At 38.1% G+C, this 25,026-nt stretch carries 26 protein-coding genes; 10 read left to right on the top strand and 16 right to left on the bottom strand.

Features of this window, described 5'->3' with window-relative positions; all coding sequences use genetic code 11:
* The first annotated feature begins 120 nt into the window (after positions 1 to 120).
* The 4 genes from CLV59_RS22875 to CLV59_RS22860 all read left to right on the top strand — a co-directional run bounded on the left by CLV59_RS22875 (position 121) and on the right by CLV59_RS22860 (position 2,630).
* Positions 121 to 396 carry a helix-turn-helix domain-containing protein gene (locus tag CLV59_RS22875; RefSeq protein WP_111594541.1) on the top strand — a complete coding sequence of 92 codons (276 nt, stop codon included), beginning with the start codon at positions 121 to 123 and terminating at the stop codon, positions 394 to 396.
* 311 nt (positions 397 to 707) lie between these two features.
* Positions 708 to 1,310, top strand: coding sequence for a hypothetical protein (locus tag CLV59_RS22870; RefSeq protein WP_170137887.1), 603 nt, complete (start codon positions 708 to 710; stop codon positions 1,308 to 1,310).
* Positions 1,231 to 1,914 (top strand): P-loop NTPase family protein, encoded by a 684-nt coding sequence (locus CLV59_RS22865; protein WP_111594403.1) that lies wholly within the window; start codon positions 1,231 to 1,233, stop codon positions 1,912 to 1,914. The genes CLV59_RS22870 and CLV59_RS22865 overlap by 80 nt, the downstream gene beginning before the upstream one ends.
* A 377-nt stretch (positions 1,915 to 2,291) precedes the next feature.
* A complete protein-coding gene (locus CLV59_RS22860) occupies positions 2,292 to 2,630 on the top strand; it encodes a hypothetical protein (RefSeq protein WP_111594402.1) in 339 nt (112 codons plus the stop codon).
* Between the two features lie 349 nt (positions 2,631 to 2,979).
* Here CLV59_RS22860 and CLV59_RS22855 read toward each other — a convergent pair whose 3' ends face one another.
* Positions 2,980 to 3,594 carry a superinfection exclusion B family protein gene (locus CLV59_RS22855; protein ID WP_111594401.1) on the bottom strand — a complete coding sequence of 205 codons (615 nt, stop codon included), beginning with the start codon at positions 3,592 to 3,594 and terminating at the stop codon, positions 2,980 to 2,982.
* A gap of 565 nt (positions 3,595 to 4,159) precedes the next feature.
* Here CLV59_RS22855 and CLV59_RS22850 point away from each other — a divergent pair.
* Both CLV59_RS22850 and CLV59_RS22845 read left to right on the top strand, forming a co-directional pair.
* A complete protein-coding gene (locus CLV59_RS22850; RefSeq protein ID WP_111594400.1) occupies positions 4,160 to 7,429 on the top strand; it encodes an RNA-directed DNA polymerase in 3,270 nt (1,089 codons plus the stop codon).
* Positions 7,430 to 7,461: 32 nt separating this feature from the next.
* The gene (locus CLV59_RS22845) at positions 7,462 to 8,328 is read left to right on the top strand and encodes a carbon-nitrogen hydrolase family protein (RefSeq protein ID WP_170137886.1); all 867 of its coding nucleotides are present in this window, start codon (positions 7,462 to 7,464) and stop codon (positions 8,326 to 8,328) included.
* Between the two features lie 1,455 nt (positions 8,329 to 9,783).
* On the opposite strand, the gene CLV59_RS29005 is transcribed toward CLV59_RS22845, so the two are convergent.
* From CLV59_RS29005 to CLV59_RS22825, 3 genes are read right to left on the bottom strand one after another with little or no spacing between them, the layout of a single operon-like run.
* Entirely contained in the window at positions 9,784 to 9,933 is a 150-nt protein-coding gene (locus CLV59_RS29005; protein WP_170137885.1) for a hypothetical protein, read from the bottom strand.
* On the bottom strand, positions 9,930 to 10,391 hold the full coding sequence (locus CLV59_RS22830) for a PIN domain-containing protein (RefSeq protein ID WP_111594396.1): 462 nt from the start codon (positions 10,389 to 10,391) through the stop codon (positions 9,930 to 9,932). The genes CLV59_RS29005 and CLV59_RS22830 overlap by 4 nt, the downstream gene beginning before the upstream one ends.
* Positions 10,392 to 10,439: 48 nt before the next feature.
* Positions 10,440 to 10,649 carry a SymE family type I addiction module toxin gene (locus CLV59_RS22825; protein WP_111594395.1) on the bottom strand — a complete coding sequence of 70 codons (210 nt, stop codon included), beginning with the start codon at positions 10,647 to 10,649 and terminating at the stop codon, positions 10,440 to 10,442.
* Positions 10,650 to 10,897: 248 nt separating this feature from the next.
* Between CLV59_RS22825 and CLV59_RS22820 the strand changes: the two genes are divergently transcribed.
* The gene (locus tag CLV59_RS22820; protein ID WP_111594394.1) at positions 10,898 to 11,245 is read left to right on the top strand and encodes a helix-turn-helix domain-containing protein; all 348 of its coding nucleotides are present in this window, start codon (positions 10,898 to 10,900) and stop codon (positions 11,243 to 11,245) included.
* Positions 11,246 to 11,335: 90 nt separating this feature from the next.
* Here CLV59_RS22820 and CLV59_RS22815 read toward each other — a convergent pair whose 3' ends face one another.
* Positions 11,336 to 11,548 carry a hypothetical protein gene (locus CLV59_RS22815; protein ID WP_111594393.1) on the bottom strand — a complete coding sequence of 71 codons (213 nt, stop codon included), beginning with the start codon at positions 11,546 to 11,548 and terminating at the stop codon, positions 11,336 to 11,338.
* Positions 11,549 to 11,594: 46 nt separating this feature from the next.
* Positions 11,595 to 12,371 carry a hypothetical protein gene (locus CLV59_RS22810; RefSeq protein ID WP_111594392.1) on the bottom strand — a complete coding sequence of 259 codons (777 nt, stop codon included), beginning with the start codon at positions 12,369 to 12,371 and terminating at the stop codon, positions 11,595 to 11,597.
* A 141-nt stretch (positions 12,372 to 12,512) separates the two neighbouring features.
* Here CLV59_RS22810 and CLV59_RS22805 point away from each other — a divergent pair, with 141 nt between their 5' ends.
* The gene (locus tag CLV59_RS22805) at positions 12,513 to 12,725 is read left to right on the top strand and encodes a hypothetical protein (protein ID WP_211324015.1); all 213 of its coding nucleotides are present in this window, start codon (positions 12,513 to 12,515) and stop codon (positions 12,723 to 12,725) included.
* A gap of 771 nt (positions 12,726 to 13,496) precedes the next feature.
* Positions 13,497 to 14,678: a nucleotidyltransferase family protein gene (locus CLV59_RS22795; RefSeq protein WP_111594390.1), complete on the top strand. Its 1,182-nt coding sequence runs from the start codon at positions 13,497 to 13,499 to the stop codon at positions 14,676 to 14,678.
* On the opposite strand, the gene CLV59_RS22790 is transcribed toward CLV59_RS22795, so the two are convergent.
* The 10 genes from CLV59_RS22790 to CLV59_RS22750 form a co-directional block, all read right to left on the bottom strand.
* Positions 14,665 to 16,725 carry a prenyltransferase/squalene oxidase repeat-containing protein gene (locus CLV59_RS22790; protein ID WP_111594389.1) on the bottom strand — a complete coding sequence of 687 codons (2,061 nt, stop codon included), beginning with the start codon at positions 16,723 to 16,725 and terminating at the stop codon, positions 14,665 to 14,667. The two genes, CLV59_RS22795 and CLV59_RS22790, sit on opposite strands and share 14 nt — an antisense overlap.
* Position 16,726: 1 nt before the next feature.
* Complete coding sequence (locus tag CLV59_RS22785; protein ID WP_111594388.1) at positions 16,727 to 17,662, bottom strand: phosphoenolpyruvate carboxykinase (ATP); 936 nt, start codon at positions 17,660 to 17,662, stop codon at positions 16,727 to 16,729.
* 14 nt (positions 17,663 to 17,676) lie between these two features.
* On the bottom strand, positions 17,677 to 17,823 hold the full coding sequence (locus CLV59_RS29000; RefSeq protein WP_170137884.1) for a hypothetical protein: 147 nt from the start codon (positions 17,821 to 17,823) through the stop codon (positions 17,677 to 17,679).
* Between the two features lie 10 nt (positions 17,824 to 17,833).
* Positions 17,834 to 19,666 (bottom strand): asparagine synthetase B family protein, encoded by a 1,833-nt coding sequence (locus CLV59_RS22780; protein WP_111594387.1) that lies wholly within the window; start codon positions 19,664 to 19,666, stop codon positions 17,834 to 17,836.
* On the bottom strand, positions 19,663 to 20,130 hold the full coding sequence (locus CLV59_RS22775) for a lasso peptide biosynthesis B2 protein (protein WP_111594386.1): 468 nt from the start codon (positions 20,128 to 20,130) through the stop codon (positions 19,663 to 19,665). Before CLV59_RS22775 ends, CLV59_RS22780 begins: the two co-directional genes overlap by 4 nt.
* Positions 20,130 to 20,405, bottom strand: a complete 276-nt coding sequence (locus CLV59_RS22770; RefSeq protein WP_111594385.1) for a PqqD family protein — start codon at positions 20,403 to 20,405, stop codon at positions 20,130 to 20,132. The genes CLV59_RS22775 and CLV59_RS22770 overlap by 1 nt, the downstream gene beginning before the upstream one ends.
* Before the next feature lie 455 nt (positions 20,406 to 20,860).
* Positions 20,861 to 21,727, bottom strand: a complete 867-nt coding sequence (locus CLV59_RS22765) for an NAD(P)H-binding protein (protein WP_111594384.1) — start codon at positions 21,725 to 21,727, stop codon at positions 20,861 to 20,863.
* Between the two features lie 72 nt (positions 21,728 to 21,799).
* Positions 21,800 to 22,600, bottom strand: a complete 801-nt coding sequence (locus CLV59_RS22760) for a helix-turn-helix domain-containing protein (RefSeq protein WP_111594383.1) — start codon at positions 22,598 to 22,600, stop codon at positions 21,800 to 21,802.
* Between the two features lie 347 nt (positions 22,601 to 22,947).
* The gene (locus CLV59_RS22755; RefSeq protein WP_170137883.1) at positions 22,948 to 23,328 is read right to left on the bottom strand and encodes a SnoaL-like domain-containing protein; all 381 of its coding nucleotides are present in this window, start codon (positions 23,326 to 23,328) and stop codon (positions 22,948 to 22,950) included.
* Positions 23,329 to 23,358: 30 nt separating this feature from the next.
* The gene (locus tag CLV59_RS22750; protein WP_111594382.1) at positions 23,359 to 23,769 is read right to left on the bottom strand and encodes an SRPBCC family protein; all 411 of its coding nucleotides are present in this window, start codon (positions 23,767 to 23,769) and stop codon (positions 23,359 to 23,361) included.
* 624 nt (positions 23,770 to 24,393) lie between these two features.
* On the opposite strand from CLV59_RS22750, the gene CLV59_RS22745 reads away from it, so the two are divergent.
* Complete coding sequence (locus tag CLV59_RS22745) at positions 24,394 to 24,957, top strand: Crp/Fnr family transcriptional regulator (RefSeq protein ID WP_111594381.1); 564 nt, start codon at positions 24,394 to 24,396, stop codon at positions 24,955 to 24,957.
* Positions 24,958 to 25,026: the final 69 nt, after the last annotated feature.

Here is a 25,026-nt window from a genome sequence, read left to right as displayed (position 1 = left end):
TTTTTAAAATTTTTCTTCTTAATAATCAATGTGTTACAGGGGGTTACGTATACCCCCGTGACTGTTTTTGTGTTCAAAAAGAATATTCTTTTGCTGCTGTATCAAACAAACATAAATCTTATGGCAGCAGAAATCCTAACGCGTGAAGATCTGGCGATCTTCAAAGTTGAATTATTCAAAGAACTACGGGAAGTGATAGGTTCTCACCCGGCACAACCCCGCAAGTGGTTAAAGTCTTACGAAGTCAAAGACCTACTCAACATCTCCTCCGGCACACTTCAGAATATGCGTATCAATGGCACTCTTGCCTATACGAAAATCGGCGGCCTGATATTCTACGACTATGAGGACATACAAAAACTCATGACTGCAACCGGACCGCATAAACGCTCCTGATGCCGGTGTTACCTGCACATACGAACTATATAAAGCATTTGAATTCCTTTTTCATAAAGGTTCGGACGGATGATCGTCTGTACGCGACGCATATCAGTTTGTACATGGCTTTATTTCAGACCTGGAATCAATACCGCTTCAGTAGTCCGTTTCCTGTGGTGCGGGAGGATATTATGAGGTTATCCAGGATAGGGTCACGTAGTACTTATGTCAAGTGTTTGCGGCATTTGCATGATTGCGCTTATATAGTCTACCAACAGTCAAGTATGGCGTATGCTCCCAGTTGGGTATCTATTGTGCCACTCGGCAATATGTTGACGGAAGAAGAAAGCCGACAATTATTTCTTTTCCACCCACTAAATCAGGACGAAAATGAGCCAGGTTATTTATCCAAAAATGGGCTTTCTGCATGGCCCACTTTTGGGCCTCATATGCGGCCCAAAAGTGAGCCACATACGTGGCCTAAAAGTGGGCCACACTCAGGCCCAAAAGTGGGCCTCTTTTATAAACATATAAACAATAATAAACAAGAGGGAGAAAACAGGCTCCCGCCCTCAAAAAAAAATAAAGATGAAACAGGTAAAAAAAATGACCTGCATCATAAGGACGCACCCCGCGCGGAAAATTCAAAAGAAGAGCAACGGGAGCTCCCGACCTTATCCCAGGTGCAGGACTTTTTTAACACCCACCAGTACGCACCACTGGAAGGTGACAAATTTTTTCATCATTACCAGGCAAACGGCTGGCGGCAGGGTGGACAAACCTTAATCCTGGACTGGCAGGCAGCGGCCCACAAATGGATGCTCAACATTCACGCACAAACGCAAACAAACCATGACAAACATACCAAATCAACACGCGGAGCAGGACGACTCCACTCCAATGAAAACAAAAACTATTCGGACCCCTTATGATTACCATCTGCTGGTACAGCAATTGGAAGAACACGGGAAAACAGTCTACGGCCCGGCCTTTAAGATCGAAGAAATAGACCGCCCTGTTGTACTGAAGTTGCTGGCGTATTTCTTACAAGACGAGGAAGTGGCCCAATCCGAGGGGTTAGACCTTCGGAAAGGGGTATTCCTCACCGGAAAGATTGGATGCGGTAAAACGTCCTTAATTACGCTAATGCGCCCCCTTTCGGCAGACGCCTATATGCCGCATATGGTTTCCTGCCGTGAAATCAGTTTTGAGTTTAGTAAAATCGGCTACGATATTATCAGCAGATATAGCCGAAACGCCTTCTTCCCATACACTGACACCCCCCGAGTTCATTGTTTCGATGACCTGGGTGTGGAGCAGCCGGTAAACCACTGGGGGAATAGCTGTAACGTGATGGCTGAAATTCTGCTGTCCAGGTATGACCTTTGGATCTCCAACCAGATGATCACCCATGTGACGACGAATCTGAATAGTCAAGAGCTTGAGGAAACGTATGGGAATAGGTTGCGGAGTAGGATGAGGGGCATGTTTAATCTGATTGCTTTCAATTCGGATTCCATTGATAAACGAATATAAATGAATATTTTTTGGTATAATTGCTTAGGGCTTAATTATAGAAATCGAGTTCTTAAATTTTAAACTAGTTTTTAATGCTAAAACCATTCTAAGGTACCTAAAAAAGAATCGTTCTTGTTACAATCCTGCTACATCAAAAGGACATGTTCCCCCAGCTTGTTTGTTTCCAGAAGAGAAAGACATAAAGACATCTGCTTTTCGGAATAATTTGATAACAGTTCTGTCATGTGATTTGCATAATTCCAAAAAAACTAATGATGATGAGTTTTTGATGGCATGTATATCAGGCATTGTTGGGAATAACAATATCGTTTTTTTACTTTCGTACAAAAAATCAACGGGCACTTCAAAGGAAAGGCAATTCGCTAGATTTGATAATGAAGGATCAATTATTCGATAATTTCACAACTGCTGATGGAGTAAAGTGCCCTGTAATTATCGGACGTCCAAATATTGAGAGACTACGTTCTTGTTTTCTTCATATCGCATCTGGATTGTATCATTATAAATTCAATAAGGTATTTACGGGTGAATGCAAAATAATTATGGATTTTGTAACATATCAAGATTATAAAACAGAGGCATTTAAATTACTCTGTAGAAAGATTTTTCAGATAGATATTGAAACCTTTAATAGTGAAGAAAATAACCAATACATATTTAATTATAAGTTTCTTGAGCCAGATCAATTTGAGGGTGTATCAAAAGTAATCTGAAGGCTGTAAGAATTGCATAAACGAAAATTCTCTCCATCAGGTACCCGAATAAAATCGAGTAAAAATTACTTTTGATACACCCTCTTTTATGCAGGAGCAAATGTATTTATCGCATTTAAAGGAGGAAGACGCCAAAGAACCTTATAGTTTTATTTCAGCTTCTATAAACTCTGGGATTGAAACAGTTATCCAATTGGATGATGGCTCAAAAGCTTGAGTTTAATAAATAATCACAGGTATCAATATTTAGGTGAATAGTTTCTTATTTATTAGTCGTTTGCCTTTTGTGCTATTGAATTTCAATTCTATCATTGAACCGTTAAATTAATACTGCTATTGGAAAGTTAATCTAGGACCATGTATTGTTCCTCCAGCGTCTGTTCATGCTTTCTTGATCCATTGCCCATTGAGGACGCGCGGCGATAATAGCATTTCTTTGAGCATCTGTAGGTTCTGATGGAAGCTCTAGTAAATGATTGGATAGATTTCGTCTAACCAACGCGTTCAAAGAATAATTAAAGACGGCCCCTCTAAGGTCGACTGGCCCAATATTAGATGCTTGGTAGATAATGCCTTTATTTAATAGTCCAATCATAGTATCATCATAGATAGGTATCTGAATTGCAAATTTATCCTGAATAAAAAACTCTCTGATTAGTGCTTTTTCATTAGAGTTTAGATTCACTAATTCCACCAATATTTCCTTTTTGAATCTCCTTTTTGAAATAAGATTCTTTATGTATTTAAAAAATGAATTTAAGGTACTAATTACCAAGAGGGAAAGTGTGATTATGAAAGTGATTCCAATATATTTCCCATAGTCAGATAAGAATACGGAAAGATTTAGTTTCGTTAAAAAATTCGAAGGCACAAATAACAGGACTGCACTACAAAGGCAGATAACGAAAATTATCTTCGTTGGAACTTTTTGTATATCAAACAGCTTTTCTAAAATTTTATCCATGATAAGTTTTTTTGTTCGAATTATTGACACCTGCTAAATCCAGGTTTTGATCTTTTTTACGAGAACCATGCCGAGACGGGTGATAGATTATATATTTGTGTTATATGTTTTTATATATAAAAATGTGCCATAAGACAACTGCATGACAGTAGGGCCTCTCATCTAGTTTTAGCTTTTATTAACATGATAAATTTCTTACGAAAAATTTTTCACGTGACAATGAGTCAGTAAAGATTGTCATTATTGATATATTATGCTGATAGGAAAGCGACATTAAAAATGTAAAAATGTATCAATGTATTAATCATTAATTTACATTAATTTATATTATTTAGACTGTTGTGGCGGATTACTATTCTGTCTATTTGACACGTTTGAAACTGATACAAATCAATAATTTTAGTTTTCAAATGCTTTTCCTTTTATCAGGATTGTCATTATCTAGAGTTGAAATGTCAATTATTCTTTGCTACCTCACAAAAGGAATTGCTTGAAGGTGATATATTTTCTATATATTGATAATAAATCTATCTCAATAACTATTTAATATCATAAGCATAACCCTATGCCTGGACTAGATGACCAATTCCTAGACAAAGAAAATTTCTATCTTGCTTTCAAAAAAATAAGCTTTTACATAAGACAGCTTAATGAGTGGTATGACCCAATTTTGTTAGCTGAATATGAAGCAACCCTTCCGAAGAGAATACACGATTTAATCGAATCCTTAAAAATTGGCCAATACCTGCCAAGGCCAATCGAACCTTTACCGTTTCCCAAGAAAAGTCGATCAAATGGAACTAAACGTATTAGACCATACTATAATATTCATTTCGATGATCAGTTGGTTTGGATGGCGCTTGTGAATATTATTGCGGAGCATGTAGAAAATGAAATGCCGGACTGGAACTATGGGAATAGATTGTATAGACCTGTATGGTTTGAAAATGAATCAGGCACTAAGGAAAGAAAAGTTCTAAAAAAGGGTTCATTTAAAAATACATCTAGATATGTATATAGAAAATGGGGACAAAGCTGGCCGTTATATAAAAGGCACATTGCCCTTACTATTAAAACTATTGCAAAAACAAGTAAATTTAAAAAAACAGATATTGATGATGAAAAGGAATTAGCAATATTTGAACAAGCCGAAATCACAGGGTTTAAAGGTGTTAGATATCTGAAAAAAGAATTTTGGAAAGTTGGGGAATATCCCAAACTAGTTTGGACTGGATTGGACTTTGAGACATTCTTTCCTTCCATTGATTCTCAGAAAATATTGGAAAATATTGAATCCTGTTTAATTCGCGAGGATGGAACAAAAAGGGATGATGTCACATTGATTCTCCAAACTATGAGAAGGATGTTGTCATTTCCATTGAATATAACCGGATGGAATGAAAAGGACCTGCAAAATAAAGCATTTTTCAATTTACAAGATTTTGTCAATTATAATGGAATACCTACAGGTTTAGTGGTAGGTGGATTTCTAGCAAATGCTGCTGTAATTGATCTTGATCGTGCTGTTGATAAGTATATAAATGAAAATAGAGAAGTAGCTGTATTTAAGTATGTTGATGATCACGTTGTAATAAGTCAATCTGCGGAAGCACTGTTAACTTTTCTGAATTTTTATCACAATAAAATCAATGAGTTAAATCATACGTTGAATTTTCAGAGTAGTAAAATTGAGCCTGCAAACGCTATTAAGTATGATAAAAACAAGGGTTTTACAACTAATAGAGGCTATCGAAAATATATAGAGCTCGATGTGGAGTTTCCGAGTCCACTAATGACCAATACGTTGAAGAAGGTATCACATATCAACGATATTGACTTTGATTTGTTAGATGAGGATGATATTGATAATTTAGAAGTAGACCTAAAGCATCTTCTTATTACTGATTTTCCGGCGACTGAAATTAGAAAGGATACCAAAATGTCATTTGCATCAAGTAGGTTATGCAGATTAGCCATGGAGATAAAACCAAATTTCAATGCTGTTGACCCAAACTATGAAAGTAATAAAGAAAATGTTTATTCCATTTACAAAGGTCTATATAATAACGAAAAAAACTTGCCAAAGGAGAAAGAGGCATTAGAGGTAATTAAAAGTCGCATTAGAGAAGCAGCTGCAATAGAATTCATCATTCAAAGATTTTCGGCAGAGGTCAGAGTTGTTCAAATGAGACATGAAGCTATTTTTAAACTACTTCTGAAAGCACTTAAAGAAAATCCGGACAAGGTTAAGCTTTGGAAAAGATGCATTGAATTTTGTTTTCATACCGGATACCCAGGTTTGGAGAAAATTCTTGATTTGATTAAAAAATGTGAAATTCATCCTCGTAGTATTGCGTATCTGACAGCTTATTGCATAACTAATATTCAAGTAAGGCTGGAAATGGCGTTTCAGGAAATTGATTTTGATCAAACCCTTTTCTGGAAACGTTATTGCTCGTCTGAGTTTATAACTAACACTCTCAATTTACAAATAAAAAGATATTCTACTCCTTCAAACAATTACCCATTCTATCGCCAATCAGAGATTAATTTCTTGTCATCGAGAAAGTTTGTTGTTGATCAACTGGGCATTTTTTTTAGTAGCACGGCTGCTCAGAGATTAATGCCATTCCAGAAAAAATTAGAAGGCGTAGTTTATTCCTTCTCAAAAAAGAAGTCAAAAGTCGTTCAAGATTTATATAGCGTGACATTACTGTGGTACTATTTGTCTCGAATAACCTGGAAGGGAAGAGATGATTTTTTTTTAAAATATGGCAATTCTGTCGACCTAAATTCTCCTCTCGCATGGAGCATTCTTTCACTCTCACCTCGACTTATATCAGAAACCAAACTACAGGAGGTTATTAGTTTTATTACTGAAATAAATGGGTCAAAAATAGACTATCACTCAGAGATGTTAAACCTTATAAAAAGTTGTGGATATACATACGATTTGTTCTATGAAAGTAAATATGGAGATTCGAAAATTTTTGAAAAATATATTCATTACTATGCGACCCTAGAGAATATTTTTGCAAGAAATGAAAATGACTTTATAGGATTGGATAGATGGTTAAATAATACTGTTGCTCAGAGTGACAATAAATATTGGCTAGATCCAAGATTAACTGAGTGGTCATTGCTTGAAATAATTAGACAGATAGGTAATCTCTTAATACAAGCAAATGAAACTCATAAGGATGTCTTTTCGGGGATTTCTGGAAAGAATTACCATTATCTTCATCCAGCTAACTATTTAATCCCTAAGCAATGGAGTGATATTAGTCATCACAATTGGGCTACATGGAAAAAATTGGTTATTGATCATCCAATTACCTTGGCCCCAGAAAGTGAGTTTATTCATGATCATCGATATTTCCCAATTACGACAAATTGGAGAAGTACTGTAAATATTTTTATGGGAAACAAGGAGATACCTAGTGTATTAGGGCTTTCTATTCTTTTAATTAAATTATTGTCAAAGTCTTTCAATTGGCCTTCTGCAGCAAATAAAATTAATTTCATAGATCAGCTTTACAGTAATGCTTATATGACAATTGAAAAGGAGGCGTTGTCGTCTGATTTGAGAATTCTATTAGATGCTATATTCTCCAAGGTTGATTTTGGAGATATTTTTTATCAGCATGATTTTATAAAACTTGGTGATGGCTCTAAAATAAAGGGGCTTCAAGATTACGTTTTATTCTTAGAGAAAATTCAAATTAGACTTGAAAATGCTCAATGGAATGTAGTTAATCGCGAACCTAGACAGCTTAAATACATTGATATTGACGATCTTAATAAATCTAAGACCACCTTTTTTAATACATTATGAAGGAATACACGAAGGAGTACTTAAAGATAGGCATGATTCAGCCTGTGATAAACCCAGATACTTCATGGAAGAAAGCAGCACCATTTTCCTTAAATATTGATTCGGTATCGGCCGAACGTGTGTGGGGAGAGATTAAAACAGGCTTAATAGAGATGCTTAAAGTTGATGGAAGACCAGATATCATACTTATACCTGAACTTCATCTACCCGTTTCAAGAGTTCAAACAATAAAGAAACTAAGTAAAAAACATGGTGTTGTGATAATTAGTGGGATAGATTTTCAGTCCAGTTCTGTAAATAGAAACCGGATTCACAATAGAGGAATAATATGTTTTCCCAATGAAATAAATACTGGGCAGCCATCGCTAAAGCTCACAGCAATGCAGTTTGGAAAAACATATTTCACTTATATGGAGCGGAGTATGTTCAGTAAGGGAATAGTAGGTTTAGGAGTATGTTATCCGGAGCCGGAACAAAATATGTATATATTTAAATCCTCTGAGTTAGGAGATTTTGGAATAATGATATGTTCCGATATATTTGACATCGAGCGAATGGCCATCTATCAAGGGCAAATTCATCATTTATTTGTAATCTCATTAAATAAAGATCTGAATACTTATTTTGCGATGGCGGAATCCTTGACTAGATTGCTTTACTGTAACCTTATAATTTGTAATACTGGTCATTATGGCGGTACTTTGGCGGTATCTCCATATAACGATGCGAATGAACGGACTATTTATAAATACCTAGGGCAAAGAATGTTCAATAGTCACGTTGTTAACATTCCATTGATGTCACTTGACAAAGCACAAAAATTTGATTTTATATCTGATAATAAGGATGGCATTAAATTCAAAGCATCACCTCCTGGATATCTAATACGTAAAGATTGAATAGTATGATTTATCAAAGATGTGAATTATGTTTTTCTAACATTTATGAAGATGTTTTGTAATGCCATTATTTCAAATATAACTATCATTCATCTAATGATTTTATTTCTGTGAAGATCTATAGATTTCTATTCGCGCAATAAGTGAATTGTAGATCTAAGCGGGTTTATAGGTCTCGCTTCGGCCTCAGTCGGCAAAAAGGGCGCCAGTCCTCCGTTAGCCCCTACGCTTCGCTCCGGGGCTGCACTCCGGCCTGTCACCCTTTTTGCGCTCCTTCAGCCTACGCTCGGGCAGCTCCCGGTCTTGCTCGTTTCTTTCAATAAATGGCCTCCTCGGCTGCCCGCAATCCCTACGCTGCCCATTTTGTCCGCCCCCCGCCTGTCGCCCCCGGCCTTTCATTTTTGATTTTGCCGTCCGCTCCGCTCCCGGCCATTATTTTGTCGAAGGCGCGGCCTGCTGGTGCTCCGCTTCACTTGCCCATCGCTTGCCCCTACGCTTCGCTTCGGGGCTTCGCTTTGGGCTGCGTTCAGCTCTCGCACCAGCGGCCGGGGGCGAATGGGCGGCGGGGGCGGACGGCCTCCATTTATCTACGATCATTACAAGAGTCCTGCCTGGACGCAATAACCCCAACGGCTCGACGATAACAGCGGAGACAAAAACGGGAGATGGTAGGGAAGATCGAAATTTGAACAAAGAAAAATTGAAAAAAGGAAAGCAAAGATCGGAACAAAAAAAAGTGAAAGAAAAAAATAGCTGTTACAATAAAAGGTCTACGCTACGCATTTTTTTCTTTCATTTTTTGTTCCGGGGAGATGGCTTTCTTTTTTTCCCTTTTTTCTTTGTCAAAATTTTTTATGAAAGGCCTGTATATGATAGTAGCGTATGATTGGAGCGGTTGGGTTTATAGGGTTTCCGCAGGTATCGTTTGCCCTGTGGTTTAGCCGTGCGGGTAGGGCGGTAGAATAAGGGTGCGCGAACCTGAGCTTTTGTACCCTGGTCAACAGTCTACAATCGCGCGGCGTCTGCGTGAATAGATGATGGGAGCAGCTTTAGAATAAGATTCGACTTTTGATCTTTGACCACCGGCAGGCTATAGGCTAAGCATTTGTAACCCATCATCTATACCCGCAGACGTTTACCGCGTTTGATTTCCATAATTGATAACCAAGAGGCATAAACGAAATTGGTCTGTTACCCCTGTCGGAAAGTCCTGACAGGAAAAAGAAAACGGTTAATCATCTGCCAGCGACAGGGTGCCGTATATCCGTGATTGGAATTCCGCCAAAGACAGAACCCACGTAAAAACAACATCCCCACCAATCAAGGCCCCACAGCCGGGGCCTGACTGGTACCATAAAATCAATAACATTCCCGCTCTCCTTACCATGAAAGGCAGGTGGTTAAAATGATAATCTGATTATTAAGGTTATGGGAAGAGGTGGAGGTAAGAGGCTATTACGCCTGTTTGGTTCTTAGGTTATATCTTTCGCTTGCTTCTTTCAGGTCTTTCATTAAAAGCTCAAAGTTGCCATAATATTTAAGGCTCAATTTTTCCTTAATTTTTCGAGCCTCTTTCACTGCATTGTATGGTTTGTTTTTCTTCATGGTAAAGAAGGTTTTAAAATTTCTCTTGGTGTTCGAATTTCAATTGTCCGATATCCTAATTGCAAGTTAATGGAATTATACATTTTTATCTTGTTAAGGTTAACAATATGTTTAAAATTCCAGCTCGCTAATATGTCGGCATTATTCAAAGTGGCTAACGCGATATGTAAGGCATCATTAAAGCTCTTATTGGTTAAAGCGCCATGACTGATGTAGGTTTTCGCCAGTTCATTTGCCTTATCAGTTGTTTTAATCTCAATTTTGAAATGCTGAGGAACTTCATCAGGTTTACTCATGACTAAAGGCCCTGCCAGTTCGAGTTCTACCTTTACAAGATCAGATAATACGAGTCTGTTAGTACCTGCTTTGAATTGCTCAAATAATTCAGAACTATGTTCCTGAAATACTTTGTCATAACACCCTCCAATTACTGAGGTGTCAGTATAGATATTTAACATAAATGTGGGTTAACTAAGGTTTTTAATGATATGGGTTAACTTGTTGCCCTATTTGAAAGGTTCTGGTTTTGGAGCTTTTTGTACTATGGTGATAACCAGAGAATTATTTTTAACCTCAATTTGATAATTATCACCAATATCAAATCCTACCTTTTCAAGCCAAACGCCAGAAAGGTTCAGCCAGGGCACCGATTTATAATAAGTATCTCTTGGTACTGACTTGTAGTGTACTTTACCGAATCGATTTTTGTACTCCATAAGAATCTTTTTTTAGATTATTTTATAGTACAAATGTATCCTATTTGTTTCATTAAAACAAATCTAAAAGGATTCTTTTGATATAGTATGAGTCATTTAATTGTCATAAATGTTCCTTATTTATTCTAAAAGAACCCTAAAGGAAACATTTATGACATGAATTCATATGTATATGTTTTTGTATGTATCACCTTCCTATCTGTTACATTTTTACTATTAAATCCTATTTTTAATAAAATCAATTATTTATGTCATTTGGTGAAAGATTAGGTATATCAAGAAAACGAAGAGATTTAACACAGGATGAATTAGGCGCGGCTATTGGCACAACTCGTATTATGATTGGTAAGTACGAAAGAGATGTAACTGCTCCTTCAATCGACGTTGCTGGTAAGATGGCAGACGCTCTCAACGTATCGCTTGATTACCTGGTTAGAAATATCAATCCTGAATCCGAGACGTCATCCAAATTATCGCCACTGCTATTTGAGAAGCTCGAAAGCCTTGAAAAATTATCCTTAAAGGATCAGGAATATTTAATGGCTGTTATCGATGCATTTATTGCCAAATCCAAACTCGAATCCATCATGAAATAAAAAGGCCCTCGCAGACGCGAAGGCCGAACAACACACCAAACAAATCCTGTAGGTAACCACACCTTATGGACAAGCTTTTTTGGAGGAATTTTAACCCCCTTCTTCGTTGTGAACTGCTGCCTGACTTACACCACTCATTACGGTACCGGCAACGGCCAGGTAACCAGCAATTTTGGCGATGATGACAGGTAACGCGGGAACGCCCATTAATGCACCGCTGATGGCGGTCAGGATTAAACCTATATTTCTAACCTTACTGAAAAAAGGGGGCGTTTGTGCCGCAAATCTTTGTGTAAGTTTCATACAATTGAATTAAAGGGTGAACAAGATCAGGGTTCTTCCTGAATATTTACGGAGTGTCTGGGTCTACTGGCATACCTGATACCTCGACCATCGACAATGCGTTAAAGGCACCATTACGAAGACTGTAAAGGCTTCCATTAACCAACTGAAAGAATTCCACTCCCAGGACCAGGAAAATCGGGTGCGCACCATTTTGGGCCAGTGTTACACTAAGGCTTAGTGCTACAGGAGGACTGGGCACAAGTGCGAAATTTGATGAATCAGTACTGCCACTAACGAAGGTTTCAGCTTCGAAGTCAATTGCAGCGGCGCCGACCCTGATTTTACAATGTGTAGCTCCTGTAGGAGGGGCAACCATTTTCATTGCGTCGAAGACAGGAATATTTACAGTAGCAGTGCCGGCAGCGCGATCAATAACAGCCGTGTAGGTAGCAAAGAGGGTTGATCCTAATCGGGCATTACTGTTGAACTCAAAGCCTCTCAGTAGTTCTGCTTCGCCATCGATAACGTTACGCTGACCTCTTATGTTAGTAGCATCCGCCTGGATAACCTTCACCATTGTACGTGTCAGCCTTGCTGTTACATAACTATCGGCAACATTCATCAGTAGCGGACGGATAGCGGTACGGAGCAGCTTTCCTGCTTTTCCGGCACGTCCAAACTCTGCCCCGTTCTCACGAGTACGAACAAACGCTGGATCATTAGCGATTCTTTTACCATCAACACCACCTTTTTCCCTGGCTAAATTTCCGGCTTTCGATTTATAGAAGGTAATGTTACCTATCGTGCCTTTTAATGGGATAATTCCACCTTGTTTTGCCATAAAACACAATTTTGGATTAACGATAAAGGCTTTCACATAGCCAAGCCTAACAAGCTCACATCTTGCGCAGGATGCTGTAAATTTGAATACAACCACCAAACTAAAGCCAGTAACTATTCCTACAAAATTTCCATTCCGATTATGCCGAAATCACATAAAATAGTACCTACTCGCATAGTGATTTATGCAAAAGATGTAATGAACATTACCGGTAGGAGTGAGCGCACATCCAGGAAGATTTTACAGCAGATCCGGCAGGCTACCGGGAAAAAGCGGGGAGACATGATAACTGTATTGGAGTTTTGCCAGCATACCGGCATAGATCAACACCTGGTCACGGATTTTCTACTATAGGGATGGTATTAGTCTGAAACCCGTATCAGACGTGTATAAAGCATGTGTTACTGTTAATAAGTTTTGGTGTGTTTTGTGCTGATTCAGCGGGGCTTTTCGTATATTTGTACTGGTTATAAGTTCTTTACAATCCGGCACAAAGTAAGCTATTCCAGAAGGATACAAATTCGGATACACAAGCTTTTAAAACCGTGAAAAGTGGCTCTGATAGAGCTTTTGATATAGTCCCAACGGGATCACAGAAAATCAAAGGAATTAAAGCCGCTTGAATCGTAGGATTTAAGCGGCTATTTTTTTGCCAATTGAAGGGAGATTTCCTATAAAGCGAGTCTGAAAGGATACAAAAAGCATTATCTAACCTCAAATAATTTCATACTTAGAGCTGATGTAAATTTTCAACCTATGGTTTTAGAAGAATTACCAAGTATACTACCAAACTGAATTTTAGCGAATGCGTTATACTCAGATTTGTATATTACATGTCAGAGATAATAAAAGACTGAAAACAAAAAGCCAGTTATTTTAGAGGCATATTTAAAAATAAAGATAAGTGTCAATCCAAAACGCTTTAAAAGTTATTCATCAGATTCGGGGGAAAGAAAACGAAAATCTAAAAACTATCAGAACCATTAGAGAGTTGGCTGATATGTCTGTGCAGGAAAATCTTCCTTGTTCCGTGGAGGAACTTAAAAAAGCATTTCAAATTGATTGGGATATGCGTTGGCTTAAGTACTCCCGACAGTGAATAATTTGTCTTATTAATAATCTTGTATGCTGAATATCCCTACCCTGAAGAGTACCTACACAAATGAACAAATACTGGTTATCTTATTGACGCGTTTATACTTTGGTACACAGCATTCTGATGAAATACGTGATTTTCTGAATAAAGAGATCGTTGACTGGAAGTTATTTTATAAGCTTATTACGTATAATGATATTAGAAGCTTTATAAATGAAGTTATTACTGATGCTCAGATAACTATCGATCAGCAAATCCATGATGCGTTAAAGAAGGACACAATGGGGATTGCCTTGTTAGGCGATTACCAGGCAGGTTTGATCACCCAATTAATGACAGCATTTGAAAAATTGGATATCAGGGTCATTCCATATAAAGGATATACACTGGCTAAACGATATTATAAAGCTCCACATTTAAGAGAAAGTTCAGATGTAGATTTGTTAGTTAATAAATCAGATCTCCCTCTATTAAGAAAGTATCTTTATGAGAATGGATATGAGCCCAAAATTAATATATCAGAACATCAGATTAAGTTCATCCTGCGGTATTTTAGAGAACTCTCCTATAAATCGCCCAAAAACAAGATAGGGGTAACTTGTTCAGTGGAGCTTCAATGGAAACTGCTGGACTATTATTATGGACCATGCTGGGAGTATGACCAATTTGTACAAAACCTACAGTCTTTTAGTGCTGCTGATGGAACCGTGCATGTTGGTTTAACTCCAACCTATGATTTTTTATGCGTAGCCTCTCATCATTTGATTAGAGAGCCTTTGATGAAATATAAATATTTGATTGACCTGGCTTGTATTGTCAAGTCTTCTCCAGGTCAGCTGGATTGGAATGAAGTAAACTTACAATTTGAAAAATACAAATTTTCAGCTTTATTATGGTCTGGAATGAATGCACTGGAGGATATAATTGGGCTGCAACTTCCCTCTAACAATATTCCCGTGGCCGCATACAAACTGTTCACGGCCACAGAAACCCGAAGTGGTCTTGAGGTTTACAGCAGGAGGAGGAGGCTCTCAAATTTGAACCGAACCTTCAAAGAAAAGATTGAATTTTATTTGAAAACACAACTATTTCGGTTAATTCCCAATTTAAATGATTTGTCCAGAACAACCTTGCCCGTATGGACTATTCCCTTAATTATACCTGTCAAATCTTGCAGGGTTCTATATTTATATGTAACTAAGAAACGTTAAACTCATCATATTTAATTAAAGCATCCAATATAGTAATAGTAGTGAAATTCCTTTTATGATCTTTATTTATGAATACATTTTCTCCTTTCTCGTGATTAGTATCATCAAATTTTGGAATTCTTAGTTCGGCGGAAGAGTTCCAGTACCCGGAGGGCTGTTGAGTGTTGATGAGGTAATTTAGCGTTGCGTTTATTAATATTTGATGCTTCGTTTTGTTGTGGGAACAAAGTATTATTCTCAGCAAGAATGCAATTTTAAAATCGTTTGGAACGAGCCTATCCAGTTCTTTTCGAGCGCTTTCACAAGCCCAGTTTACTGAAAGCTCAATTGCTTTTTCATATTTATGGGCATCATTAGTATATAAGGCTTCCACGCTTAGGGCTGTAGCGTATTCGGGGCCATCCCACCAATAACTGTACCAGTATCCTGCTGTATTCTGATGATCCAGTAAGTATTCAATAGCACGTTGTCTCCCTGCTAACGCGCATGCTGCGGTAACACATAGATGCGGTATCTGCCAGCCATGAAAGCACGCTGCATCACGATTTCTGCTATCCTGCCCAATTGGTCCATCTGGCGTATAAGTAATGATGCCTCCATCTTGGGTGGAATACTTATTCATTATGTCAATACCAGGTTCTGGAAATTCACATGCGAATCCTGCTGTATTTGCAAAAAGCCAAGTCCATATAGTACTATCCGCATCCGCCTGCATCAAAACATTATACCCCCAGCCTTCATTTTTTCTGTAGCGGGTTTGTAATATTTCCCAGGCTTTATGGAGGGCTTCGCTGGTTTTAGGAGACTTTATGCGGGCCAGATGATAGGCAATATAAGCGGTTACCCACTCATCGCTTTCTCCCGGGTAAGTATAAAAATCCTTCCACCATCCTGACTGTTGCTGATTTGATAATAAATAATCGACTCCATTGTTGATAGCCTGGTTGACAGTAAGGGGGGAGATCAGCGCTGACGGTTTTTCATTTAAACTATTAATTTTAGACTTCCATAGGTTTCCATAACCTAAATATGCCTTCAATTCTATTTCTTTATCGGGACAATATGATAATTTTAGATGAGAGATCTCCTTCTTCAGGATTGTAAATTCATTTTCTGGTTTCCTCAAGGACTCTATCCATAAATGTTCCGGCCAATCCTCCATTTCTCCTGGGAAAATCTCTTTGTCCCAGTTTAAAATGTCTTCTATTTTTTCCTTTGAGTAAAGGCCGGATGAATTGAGCTTTTCTATGAAAAAGCGCCAATATGTTTCTTTTGGGGGCTGTTCGTTCCAGGAACATTCAAAGCCGATTTTTGGGAGCACATTTTCCCCAATATCTATGCATAAGGTTACCCGGTCAGCATGACTGTATATAAATGATATCCATTGGTCGAGTGCAGGTCCCGTCCAGGCGTAGTCCAATTTTCTTAAAAATGGAGCGACGGCAGTAAAAGGCAATTTTTTGATGTTTATCCGCAGCACTTCCATATCTCTGGAAAACATGATTCCTAAATATGCGATGAATGCCGGGTCTGGACAGGCATAGAGGACCTTTTCGAAGAGACTTAAAAACGATTGTCTTTCTCCCAATATCTCGCTTAATAGGGAAAAACAAAAATTCTTCTTTTGCGTTGCTGAAATACCAGGTTGCAACTGGAAAAATAGCAATGGTGCTTCTATGCCAGATGGGAGAACATCCAGTTCCAAAAAAACTTCAGCAATATTCCTGTAATAAGATGATGATTTATCGGCCCAGGTTTTTAAGAAAAGCAGAATCTTTTCCTGTTCCTGATTTTCGGTAAACTTGTTCTGAAACCAATTGTGAATTGCGGGCAGATCGTCCTCATCCCTGCGTATACATAGTTGGAGGTCTACTTGTTCATCGTTGGTTAGACGACATTCCAATCCGAATCTGAGAAGTGGTGGGAAAAAATCTGCTGCCTTTTTCAATAACGATAATTGCGTAGGAGATACCAGGCTTTTGGGAAGCGAGTCACAAAAAATTCCAGTCGCTTTTAAAAGCGAGTATTCATCAATTACTTTTTTCATTTCAGGATATACTTAACGTTTCAATTACCGAATCATACACTTCATCAATGCGCATTATATTATCTGGAGAATGTATATTATAGGCTGGAACAATTTCAAGGAGGGAAATTGCTGATTGAAAATAAGTCTTAAGGTACTGTTTGGAATTAAGACCAGGAAGTAATATTTCAGCCATTAATACGGAAAGTGCATCTGTTCTTTTTATGGTGGTGATCAGTTTTTCGGGCGCAGGTACTCTTGTATTAATGAAAAATACGGCTGCAACCTGTCTGGGAAGAATATCTACAGAAGGGGTTTGCTGACTGAAGTAATATTTTTGGGTCATCATTTCCGACCATGCGGTTCTCTCCCAACCATCTGGCAAATCGAAGACGCGTGTAAGGTTTGCCTGGGGGATATCCAGGGCAGATGCTATATCCGGATTAATCTTTAGGGAAGTTTCCCCCTGTGATGCAATGAAAGAATTATTTTCCTGTTGCAATAGTGAATAATCGTCGCACCATATCGCATGGCCTCTAAGGTGGAAATAGGTGGCTAGCGTAGATTTTCCGGCTCCCTTTTTACCCATAAAAAGTACTACTTTATTCTCTATGCATATAGCAGATGCATGTAAACAAAAATAACCCTGTTCCTGTAAGCAGAACTTAGTAATATTCCCCCGAATTAACGATTGAACAGATTGCTGAGAGGCGTTGCTGGTAAAATGATAAAACACGCTTTTACCATCTGACAGGATAATGAAACTTACTGCTGGTGCTTGATCATCGTGATATTCAAAAAGGAAACACTTCTTATTCTCAGAAGTGTTTCCTGCATAAATATTTTCACCAAAGGTTGCGGAATAAGTAGAGCGTATAAGTGTATTGAATTCGAGTCCTTTCTTCAGTTCAGCGAATTCAGTATTACTTACATGAATGAATTCTATAGTGAAATGCAAAATTCTTTAACTAATTATGAATTATAACCATTGGTACCGCTATCTTGTGATCCTGCCCCACTGGAATTTGTGTTTGTCACTTCTCCTATCTTGCCAAGATCTTTTAATTCTGGGGACTGATATACCTTTTTTTCTATTTGTGCAGTTACTTCATGTTGCATAATTAAATCTTCATTTTAAGTTAGTGAAATTATTAAAAGTGTAATTTTTCCATAATAAAACATGTGAAACAGGTAAAAAGTAAGTATAGGACATGTCAGCATAAACAGGATCTCTGATTGCAGCCAGCAGATTTGGGACGTCTATTTTACCAGCTAAGAAATCACCTGATTGCGTAATTATTTCTTCGAGTCTATCTTGTATTTCCTGTTTTTTTAAGTTTTGAGAAAGAGGATTTCCGAATAAGAGTGTTTTAGGCCTTCTTATAACTTCTCCCGGAAGGTATGGTATCATGGACATGCGTAATAGTGACTTTTGATACAATACATGAGGGGGAAGCGCAAGAATAAACAGATAAAGATCTAATGTAAAAAATGGTTGTCTTACCTTTACTTTTTTACCAGTAAAGCCAGGATGAGAGGTTTCAAATAACCATGACCAGTAAGGATTTTCGGTCATAGAAAAATTTGACCGCATGGAAGGAGTATCTTTATTTGGTTTAATTGGCGAATATCGGTCAGGAACAGAAGAGGAATTAAACCAGAAAGGCGTCTTGTCGTTGTTGATGGGCTCCTTCTTTATTAATTTCCTTATTTTTTGCCCTATTGTTCGGATAAGATGGCCAAATGTTTTATAGAATATCAGATTATCCAGGAATGGCTGCAGCCAGTAGCCTTGCATGGAGAGTCTTCGATGAGAGAGCGGCTCAAACTCGAACAATGGATCTCCTCCAAATCCTGTCAGATATATCCTTGAAAAAGTTGTGGTATCAGAAAGTATTTGAGACTCTGCTGTTGCGCTAGGTACACCTGCCGGCTCGGGAATCCAGGTGGTCAGTGGCTGGGCCACATTTTTAACATAATCCTCTGCAATGTATTGTTCAATGGGAATGTTAAGATGCCTGGATATGAGCATTGCAAAATATCCTTCCTTTTCACTTACAAGCTGAGTGTAGGCAATATTGAAAGATACAAGTGTATGATTGTCGCCATAGTTCTCATTAAGTACTTTTTTTGCTATCGCTGTTATGGACGAACTATCCATACCACCGCTTAGTGAACTGGCTATTTTATTGCTGCGAGTGCGGTCTTTAATCGATTGCTCAAACAAGTTATAGAAATGGCTGACATACTCTTTCGTTGTTTTGTACCGGATAGGCTCCATATGGGATGGGATTTCCCAATAGCGACTAATATAAGTTTCTCCGTCTTCATAAATCAACTTATGAGCAGGCGGAAGTTTTTTTATTTTTTTATAGATCGTTTGATCGAAGCGCTTGTTTTGTCCACTTCTCAGATAATCTTGCAGCACATCATCCGATAGTTCAGACATCAGATCAGGTATATCTTTAAGCGCATGATAAAAGTTGGTGAATAGAAACCGCTTTTCATATGAAGCATAATAAAATGGAATCAAACCAAAATGATCCCGGGCGCAAAACAGGTTACCCGTCTGCTCATTCCAAATGGCAAAGGCAAAATCTCCAGCGATATGTTGCAGACAATCCTCTCCCCAATGCTTATAGGCATACAGAAGCAGGTAGGAATCAGGGGTAGACGAATTGATGGCTTCAAAGAAGGCACCAAGTTCAGTCACCAGTGCAATACGATTATCCAGGCGCACATCTCCCACAATACGGAGATTTTCATCTACACTAAATGGTAGATGCTCTTCTGCTGTATCTTCTGAGGTTTTAAGCCAACCAAACCGCAAATCAGCCTGATGGCTATGCCATGACCCCGTGTAGTCATCACAACAGGATGCAATTGCAATTGCTGACAGATCAAGGAGCGCTGTGTTTGTTTCCTGGGGTTGAGAAGATATTATACCAATGAATCCGCTCATTTAATTTTAAGAGTCATGTTTAATTTACTTTCTGGCAAAACAAAATAATTTGCAATTACAGAAGGGTGGTCATTTATTAGTATACCGTCTCTCTCTAGCCATGCATGGGCATCAAAATTCCCACGGATCTGATTTACACCTATTTTTAACGCTGAAGTAATACCCTTTCTCTGTAGTAAGCAACGCAGGGCCAATGATTGTGATAAGCATCGCCCTTTTAAATCAGGCTGATGGTTTATCTGATTAAAGATGGTAGCGTACTTGTCCAATATAGCAACCATCTCTTTTTCATTGGGAGGAGAAACTTTCTTTGCTAAAATGGATAGGATCTTTTCAGTAGTTTTTAAACTTGTAAATCGAAGACTTGTTTCTATAAGGATCGTAAGCATTCGAGCCCTAAAAAACATTCGATCATTGGCTCTTAATGCCCTGTTAAGGCTAATTAAATCATGATCGTAATACATTAGCAGTTGACAATTAGTCCGGCCTTTTTGAGGTCTTCAGTTAATCTGGAAATGTCCTTCCGGAGTTGTTCCGCAGTCACATCATATTCTTCCTGCAAGATATTGAGTGTCAGCGTATATTCTTTATTTTCAGAAATTAACTCCCAAAAACGTTTCCCAACTTCTTTGAGTTCATAAAAACGCTCAGTGCTTAAATTGAGGATGACAAAACCATCACCCATTTCTCGAACAATACAACTTTCGGATAGTGCTATTTTCTCTTCCAAGAAGGTCATTGATTTGAACAGTTAAGGGATTAGCGCGCTTAAAAAAAGTATCACTATTTTCATAGTGAATATGAAATATTCTTGGGAGTGAAGATAAGATAAATTTATTATCTTGATAATGAAAAATATATAATTTTATACACATGTTATATTTATGATATATAACTATGTATTCTCTGACACTTTTCGTGGTTCCAATATTTTGGCGGAATTGCGTTTCCTGTATTTAGTAAAATTTGCTTTTCTTTTTTACCAGAGTAGAGAATGAAAATTACACTCGTGCCATCGTGACGAATCTTGTTTACTCGGCAAACCTGTTTTGTTGGGAACAGCATTTTTAGCCAAGTTTTTGGTCAACCGCTTAGGACAAGCTTTCGAAACTGAAAGCCTGCCCTTTTTAGTTCCGTCGGAAGTCGCTCCCAGCGAAGTTGTAAAATGTTTGTACAGATTTCAAGATAAATCTGTTATTGGAAGTATGTAGCATGATCTGCTATAAAAGTTTCTAAGGTTCGTGGTGGACAACCCAGTATTGTCCTCACACAGTCTGTAACAATTTCAGTTTCTCCATTGCGCTGTGCAGCGTCGTAAGCCAGAAAAGTTTCGATTAATGTGGCCGGCATGTTCTTTTCTTCCATATCCTGCTTTGCCTGTTCAAAAGAAATAGGACAGTAGATTACTTCTTCATGAATAACATTACTGATGGCCGTCGCAACATCATAATAGTTTACGGCCTTATCGCTGGTAAGGAAATATATTTTATCAAAGTGAGTTTCGGGTACTGTCAGACATTTAAAAGCCACATCTGAAATATCTCTCCTATCCACATGTGCTCTCTTACCATCACCGGTCGCTTCATAGAATTTCCGTTCCTTACGCACAGCATCGGCTATTTCACCTAACCAATTCTGCATAATTCCATTGGGACGTAGGATCGTATAATGGATTCCCGATGCTATTAAATAATTTTCGATCTGACCGTGGGAATATGGTACATAAAACCTGGAGTTGGGGTCAGCGGCGCCTGAGGAAAGCTTTACAATATGCTTAATTGCCATTTCCTTTGCCACATCAATCACATTTTTTTGCTCTTCTACAACTGTGGGGCTATTTCCAGATAATAAAAAAACAGCCTTACTATTTTCCATTGTAGCATACAAACTTTCCTTATGGGACATGTCTGCCTGTACCCATCGTGAAAACGGGAAATCAGTAGTATTATGGCAGTTCCGGGTTACTGCGATTGTTTCAATTTGTGCTTTAGATAACAGGTGGATCAGCAATGAACCGATATTGCCAGATGCGCCAAAAACGGTAATTTTATTATTTTTCATTTTGAAAGATTTTGAATTATGGCTCAAAACTATCTTAACGGAAAAAAGGAAAATTGAACAAACCCGACATTTTTAAGACAACCATTCCGGAAAATTTATTACTTGTTCATTTGCCTGCTGCGAAAACTGTTTCGGTGTAGTGCCAGTAAACGACTTAAAATCACGGATAAAATGTGCCTGATCCGCATAAGAATGCTGATGGGCTATTTTAGTATAAGATGTAAACTTCCGGCCACGAATGTGATCCAGTGCTGCCTGAAAGCGGCAAATGCGAAAGTATAACTTTGGAGGTATGCCTATATTCGTTTTAAACATCCTTTGCAGCGAACGTTCTGTAATGTTAAGTTCTGACTGAATTCTATATAAACCATCGTCATTGTTTATATTCAAATTGGATACTGCATATGAAGCGTATACATTTTCACGATGTTTATTTTTTGTAATCAACTGTGAGAGGAAATCGGAGATAATAGTGATTCTTTTATTTAAATGTCTCTCTTCCAGCAACTGCGCTGTTAAGTTATTTTTTACAACATCATTTAAATGAAAATAACTATCTGTTAACTCATTGGCATCAATTCCGAAAATTGATTTAATGGCATTGGTCTGAAAACATACGATAAGGTTGCAATAGCTATCGCTGACTGTTTTTTGCGAATTGGAACTTGTCAGACCATGCAGATAAAGTGGGGGTAACTTTTCATTATTAATATTTGTAAAACAGGTGGTTTCCTGAAATACCAGGCCAGGGTTAGCGTCTGCAATTATCTTGAATGTTTTTATTTGATCACAACGGCCGTTACTTTCCAGTAAACCGAAATATCGTATGTATGGTCGCAACTTCGTAGCTGGTTGTATTTGTGTATATTTCATCCGCTTGCATTTGGCGTAATAAACTGAGTTAACTTAGAAAGGGCCATTGCTTATCTTTGCGGTAATCCCTCTTTAAGTTTACATTGATGAAGAAAATATTTATCTGACCTTAGCAAAAATATAAACTGATTGCAATACCATTTTAACTGTTTTTAGTATGAATTAGCAGATTTTTACCAAATTACGTAAATCATACATGAATAAGTTCGAGTTATTGTACCATAAGGATCACAACAAGCATATTAAAAGGTTATTAAAGCCGCTTAAATCCTGTGATTTAAGCGGCCTACTGCCCAACAAAAATAAGCGCTATTATCTCCACCGTATCCCGGAATAAACGCCATGCCCTAGTAAAAGAATTGTTCCAGTATGATCTGACCGTCTTTCACTTCATACAGCATGATCTCGTTGAACTGTATTCTTCCGTGTGGGTCCACTGTTATATCCAACTCTCTTGCTACCACAAAGTGATTACCGGTTACCAGTGGCTCACTTGTATAAGCACGATGGACTGCTGTGACCCGTTGTACTAAGTCTTCCCCTTTTTTGCGGACAGCGGCTTTACCTTCTGCATATCCCAGATACGGTGAGTCGGGAGGATCTACGCTCTTCACATTTTCTGCAAAAAATTCTTCCTGGATCTCAAACCATTTTTCCTGTTGGGCCAGTTCATGGAAGCGGGCTGCCACTTCCTGTGTGGTCAGTACGTTTTTAGGTGTTGTTATCATTGTGCTGTTTTTTGTTGAGGTGAATAGTGCTTAACGGGGATCTCCTGCTCCGCTTTCGCAAAAGGATTTCAGGCTTTTCATAAATATTGCCCAGTCATAACTGCAACCGGCAAATGTATCTGTTACTGCTTTCCAGTCTCCATGAGTAAACCGTAAAACAGTATTTCCGTTCTTTTCTTCCAGATCGAAAGACACATGGGTACCTACCCATTCTTCAATGGATTGAATACATTCCCATTTCACCATTTGGTTGGAGGAGAGCGCTGCTACTTTCATTTCATTCCGAAACTGACCAAAAGTAAATATGTTCACAAACCCTACTGTTGGCTGTGCAGTAGTTTGTTTGCACCACCATGACTCAATGCCTTCCTGGGTGGTAATGGCGCTGTAAACCTTGTCCGGACTAGTTTTGATCACTAATTTGTGTTTGATATCTGCCATGACTGTCGTGTTTTTATTGTGAGATATTATTGACAAAACTAGGGTTTAAATATTTCGCTGATACGGGACTAAATGGACTTTATTGTAGGGGGATCTGGCCAAAAAACGTTGAGTCAGTGCTGTCCTGCGGAATTGGAGATCAACCGATCTCCAATGAAAATATAGTCCACTTGCCTCATCTGGTAATGGAGCGGATTTACTGAAGTGGCTCTTAACTTCACTAGTACCTGTGAGTGATTGGTTATGGAAGGAGTGGTCGCTTCCGCAAACTGGAGGACTTCCTGTTCCCCAAAGTAATTGATTAATACAGGTTGACTTTATTAACTATTGATTAGGTTAAACCGAACGGTTTCTTTTAGTGAAATAACTGAATTACTTATCTTTAACTATGGTCATTATTGTCCGAAAAATATAGCAGGAAGATTTTGAACAATGAGGGGCTATAGGCAAACCCAGAAAACAAACGGCAATGCAATTGTATGATAAATTGGCAGAAAAGTCGGTTTTTGAGTTTGTCGTAAGTTAATAGGGTGAGGCTTTCCCAAATATTGAAACAGATAAACTCATAGAAATACAAACGATTCGGGTAACTATAAATCGCTTCAGTCAAAATAATCGGGAAAAATGAAATTACGAAATTACTTGCAGCAGAGAATAACATTGTCGCCGGAAGAATGGAAAGTGTTTGAGGGTATGTTGATAAAGGAAAGCTATCCTAAAAAATTCCCTCTGCTTAAAAAGGGAAGTATAGAAGAGTATGTTTCGTTTATAGAAAAAGGGATAGTCCGTTTTTACGTACCAGGAGAAGAACTGGACACCTCTTTCGCTTTTATATTTGAAGAAGAGTTCTTATGTGCTTACGATTCTTTTTTATTACAGCAACCTTGCAGATATGCCGCTGAAACCGTTACAGAAACGACCATCTGGCGATTGTCTTATCATGATTTGCAAACATTATACGAAGATTATCCACAGTTTAACATTTTGGGACGGATACTTAGTGAACAAATATATCTTAAGAAGGCAGACAGAGAACTGGCATTTCTGACACAAACACCCGAAGAGCGCTATACTGCTTTATTCTCGCAGCGTCCTAATGTGATGAAATTCATTCCATTGCAATACATTGCTACTTACATTGGTATTACTCCTCAGGCGTTGAGCAGAATAAGGAAGCGAATTTCTTAACCCGGATTCATTGTTTGTGTAAGTATGAATGGAGAGCTTTGCAAGTAAAAAGACAGATGAGATTTCATG

The sequence above is a fragment of the Chitinophaga dinghuensis genome, assembly GCF_003259435.1.
In the GTDB taxonomy this organism is placed as follows: domain Bacteria; phylum Bacteroidota; class Bacteroidia; order Chitinophagales; family Chitinophagaceae; genus Chitinophaga; species Chitinophaga dinghuensis.
This window is presented reverse-complemented; position numbering and strand designations above follow the sequence as displayed.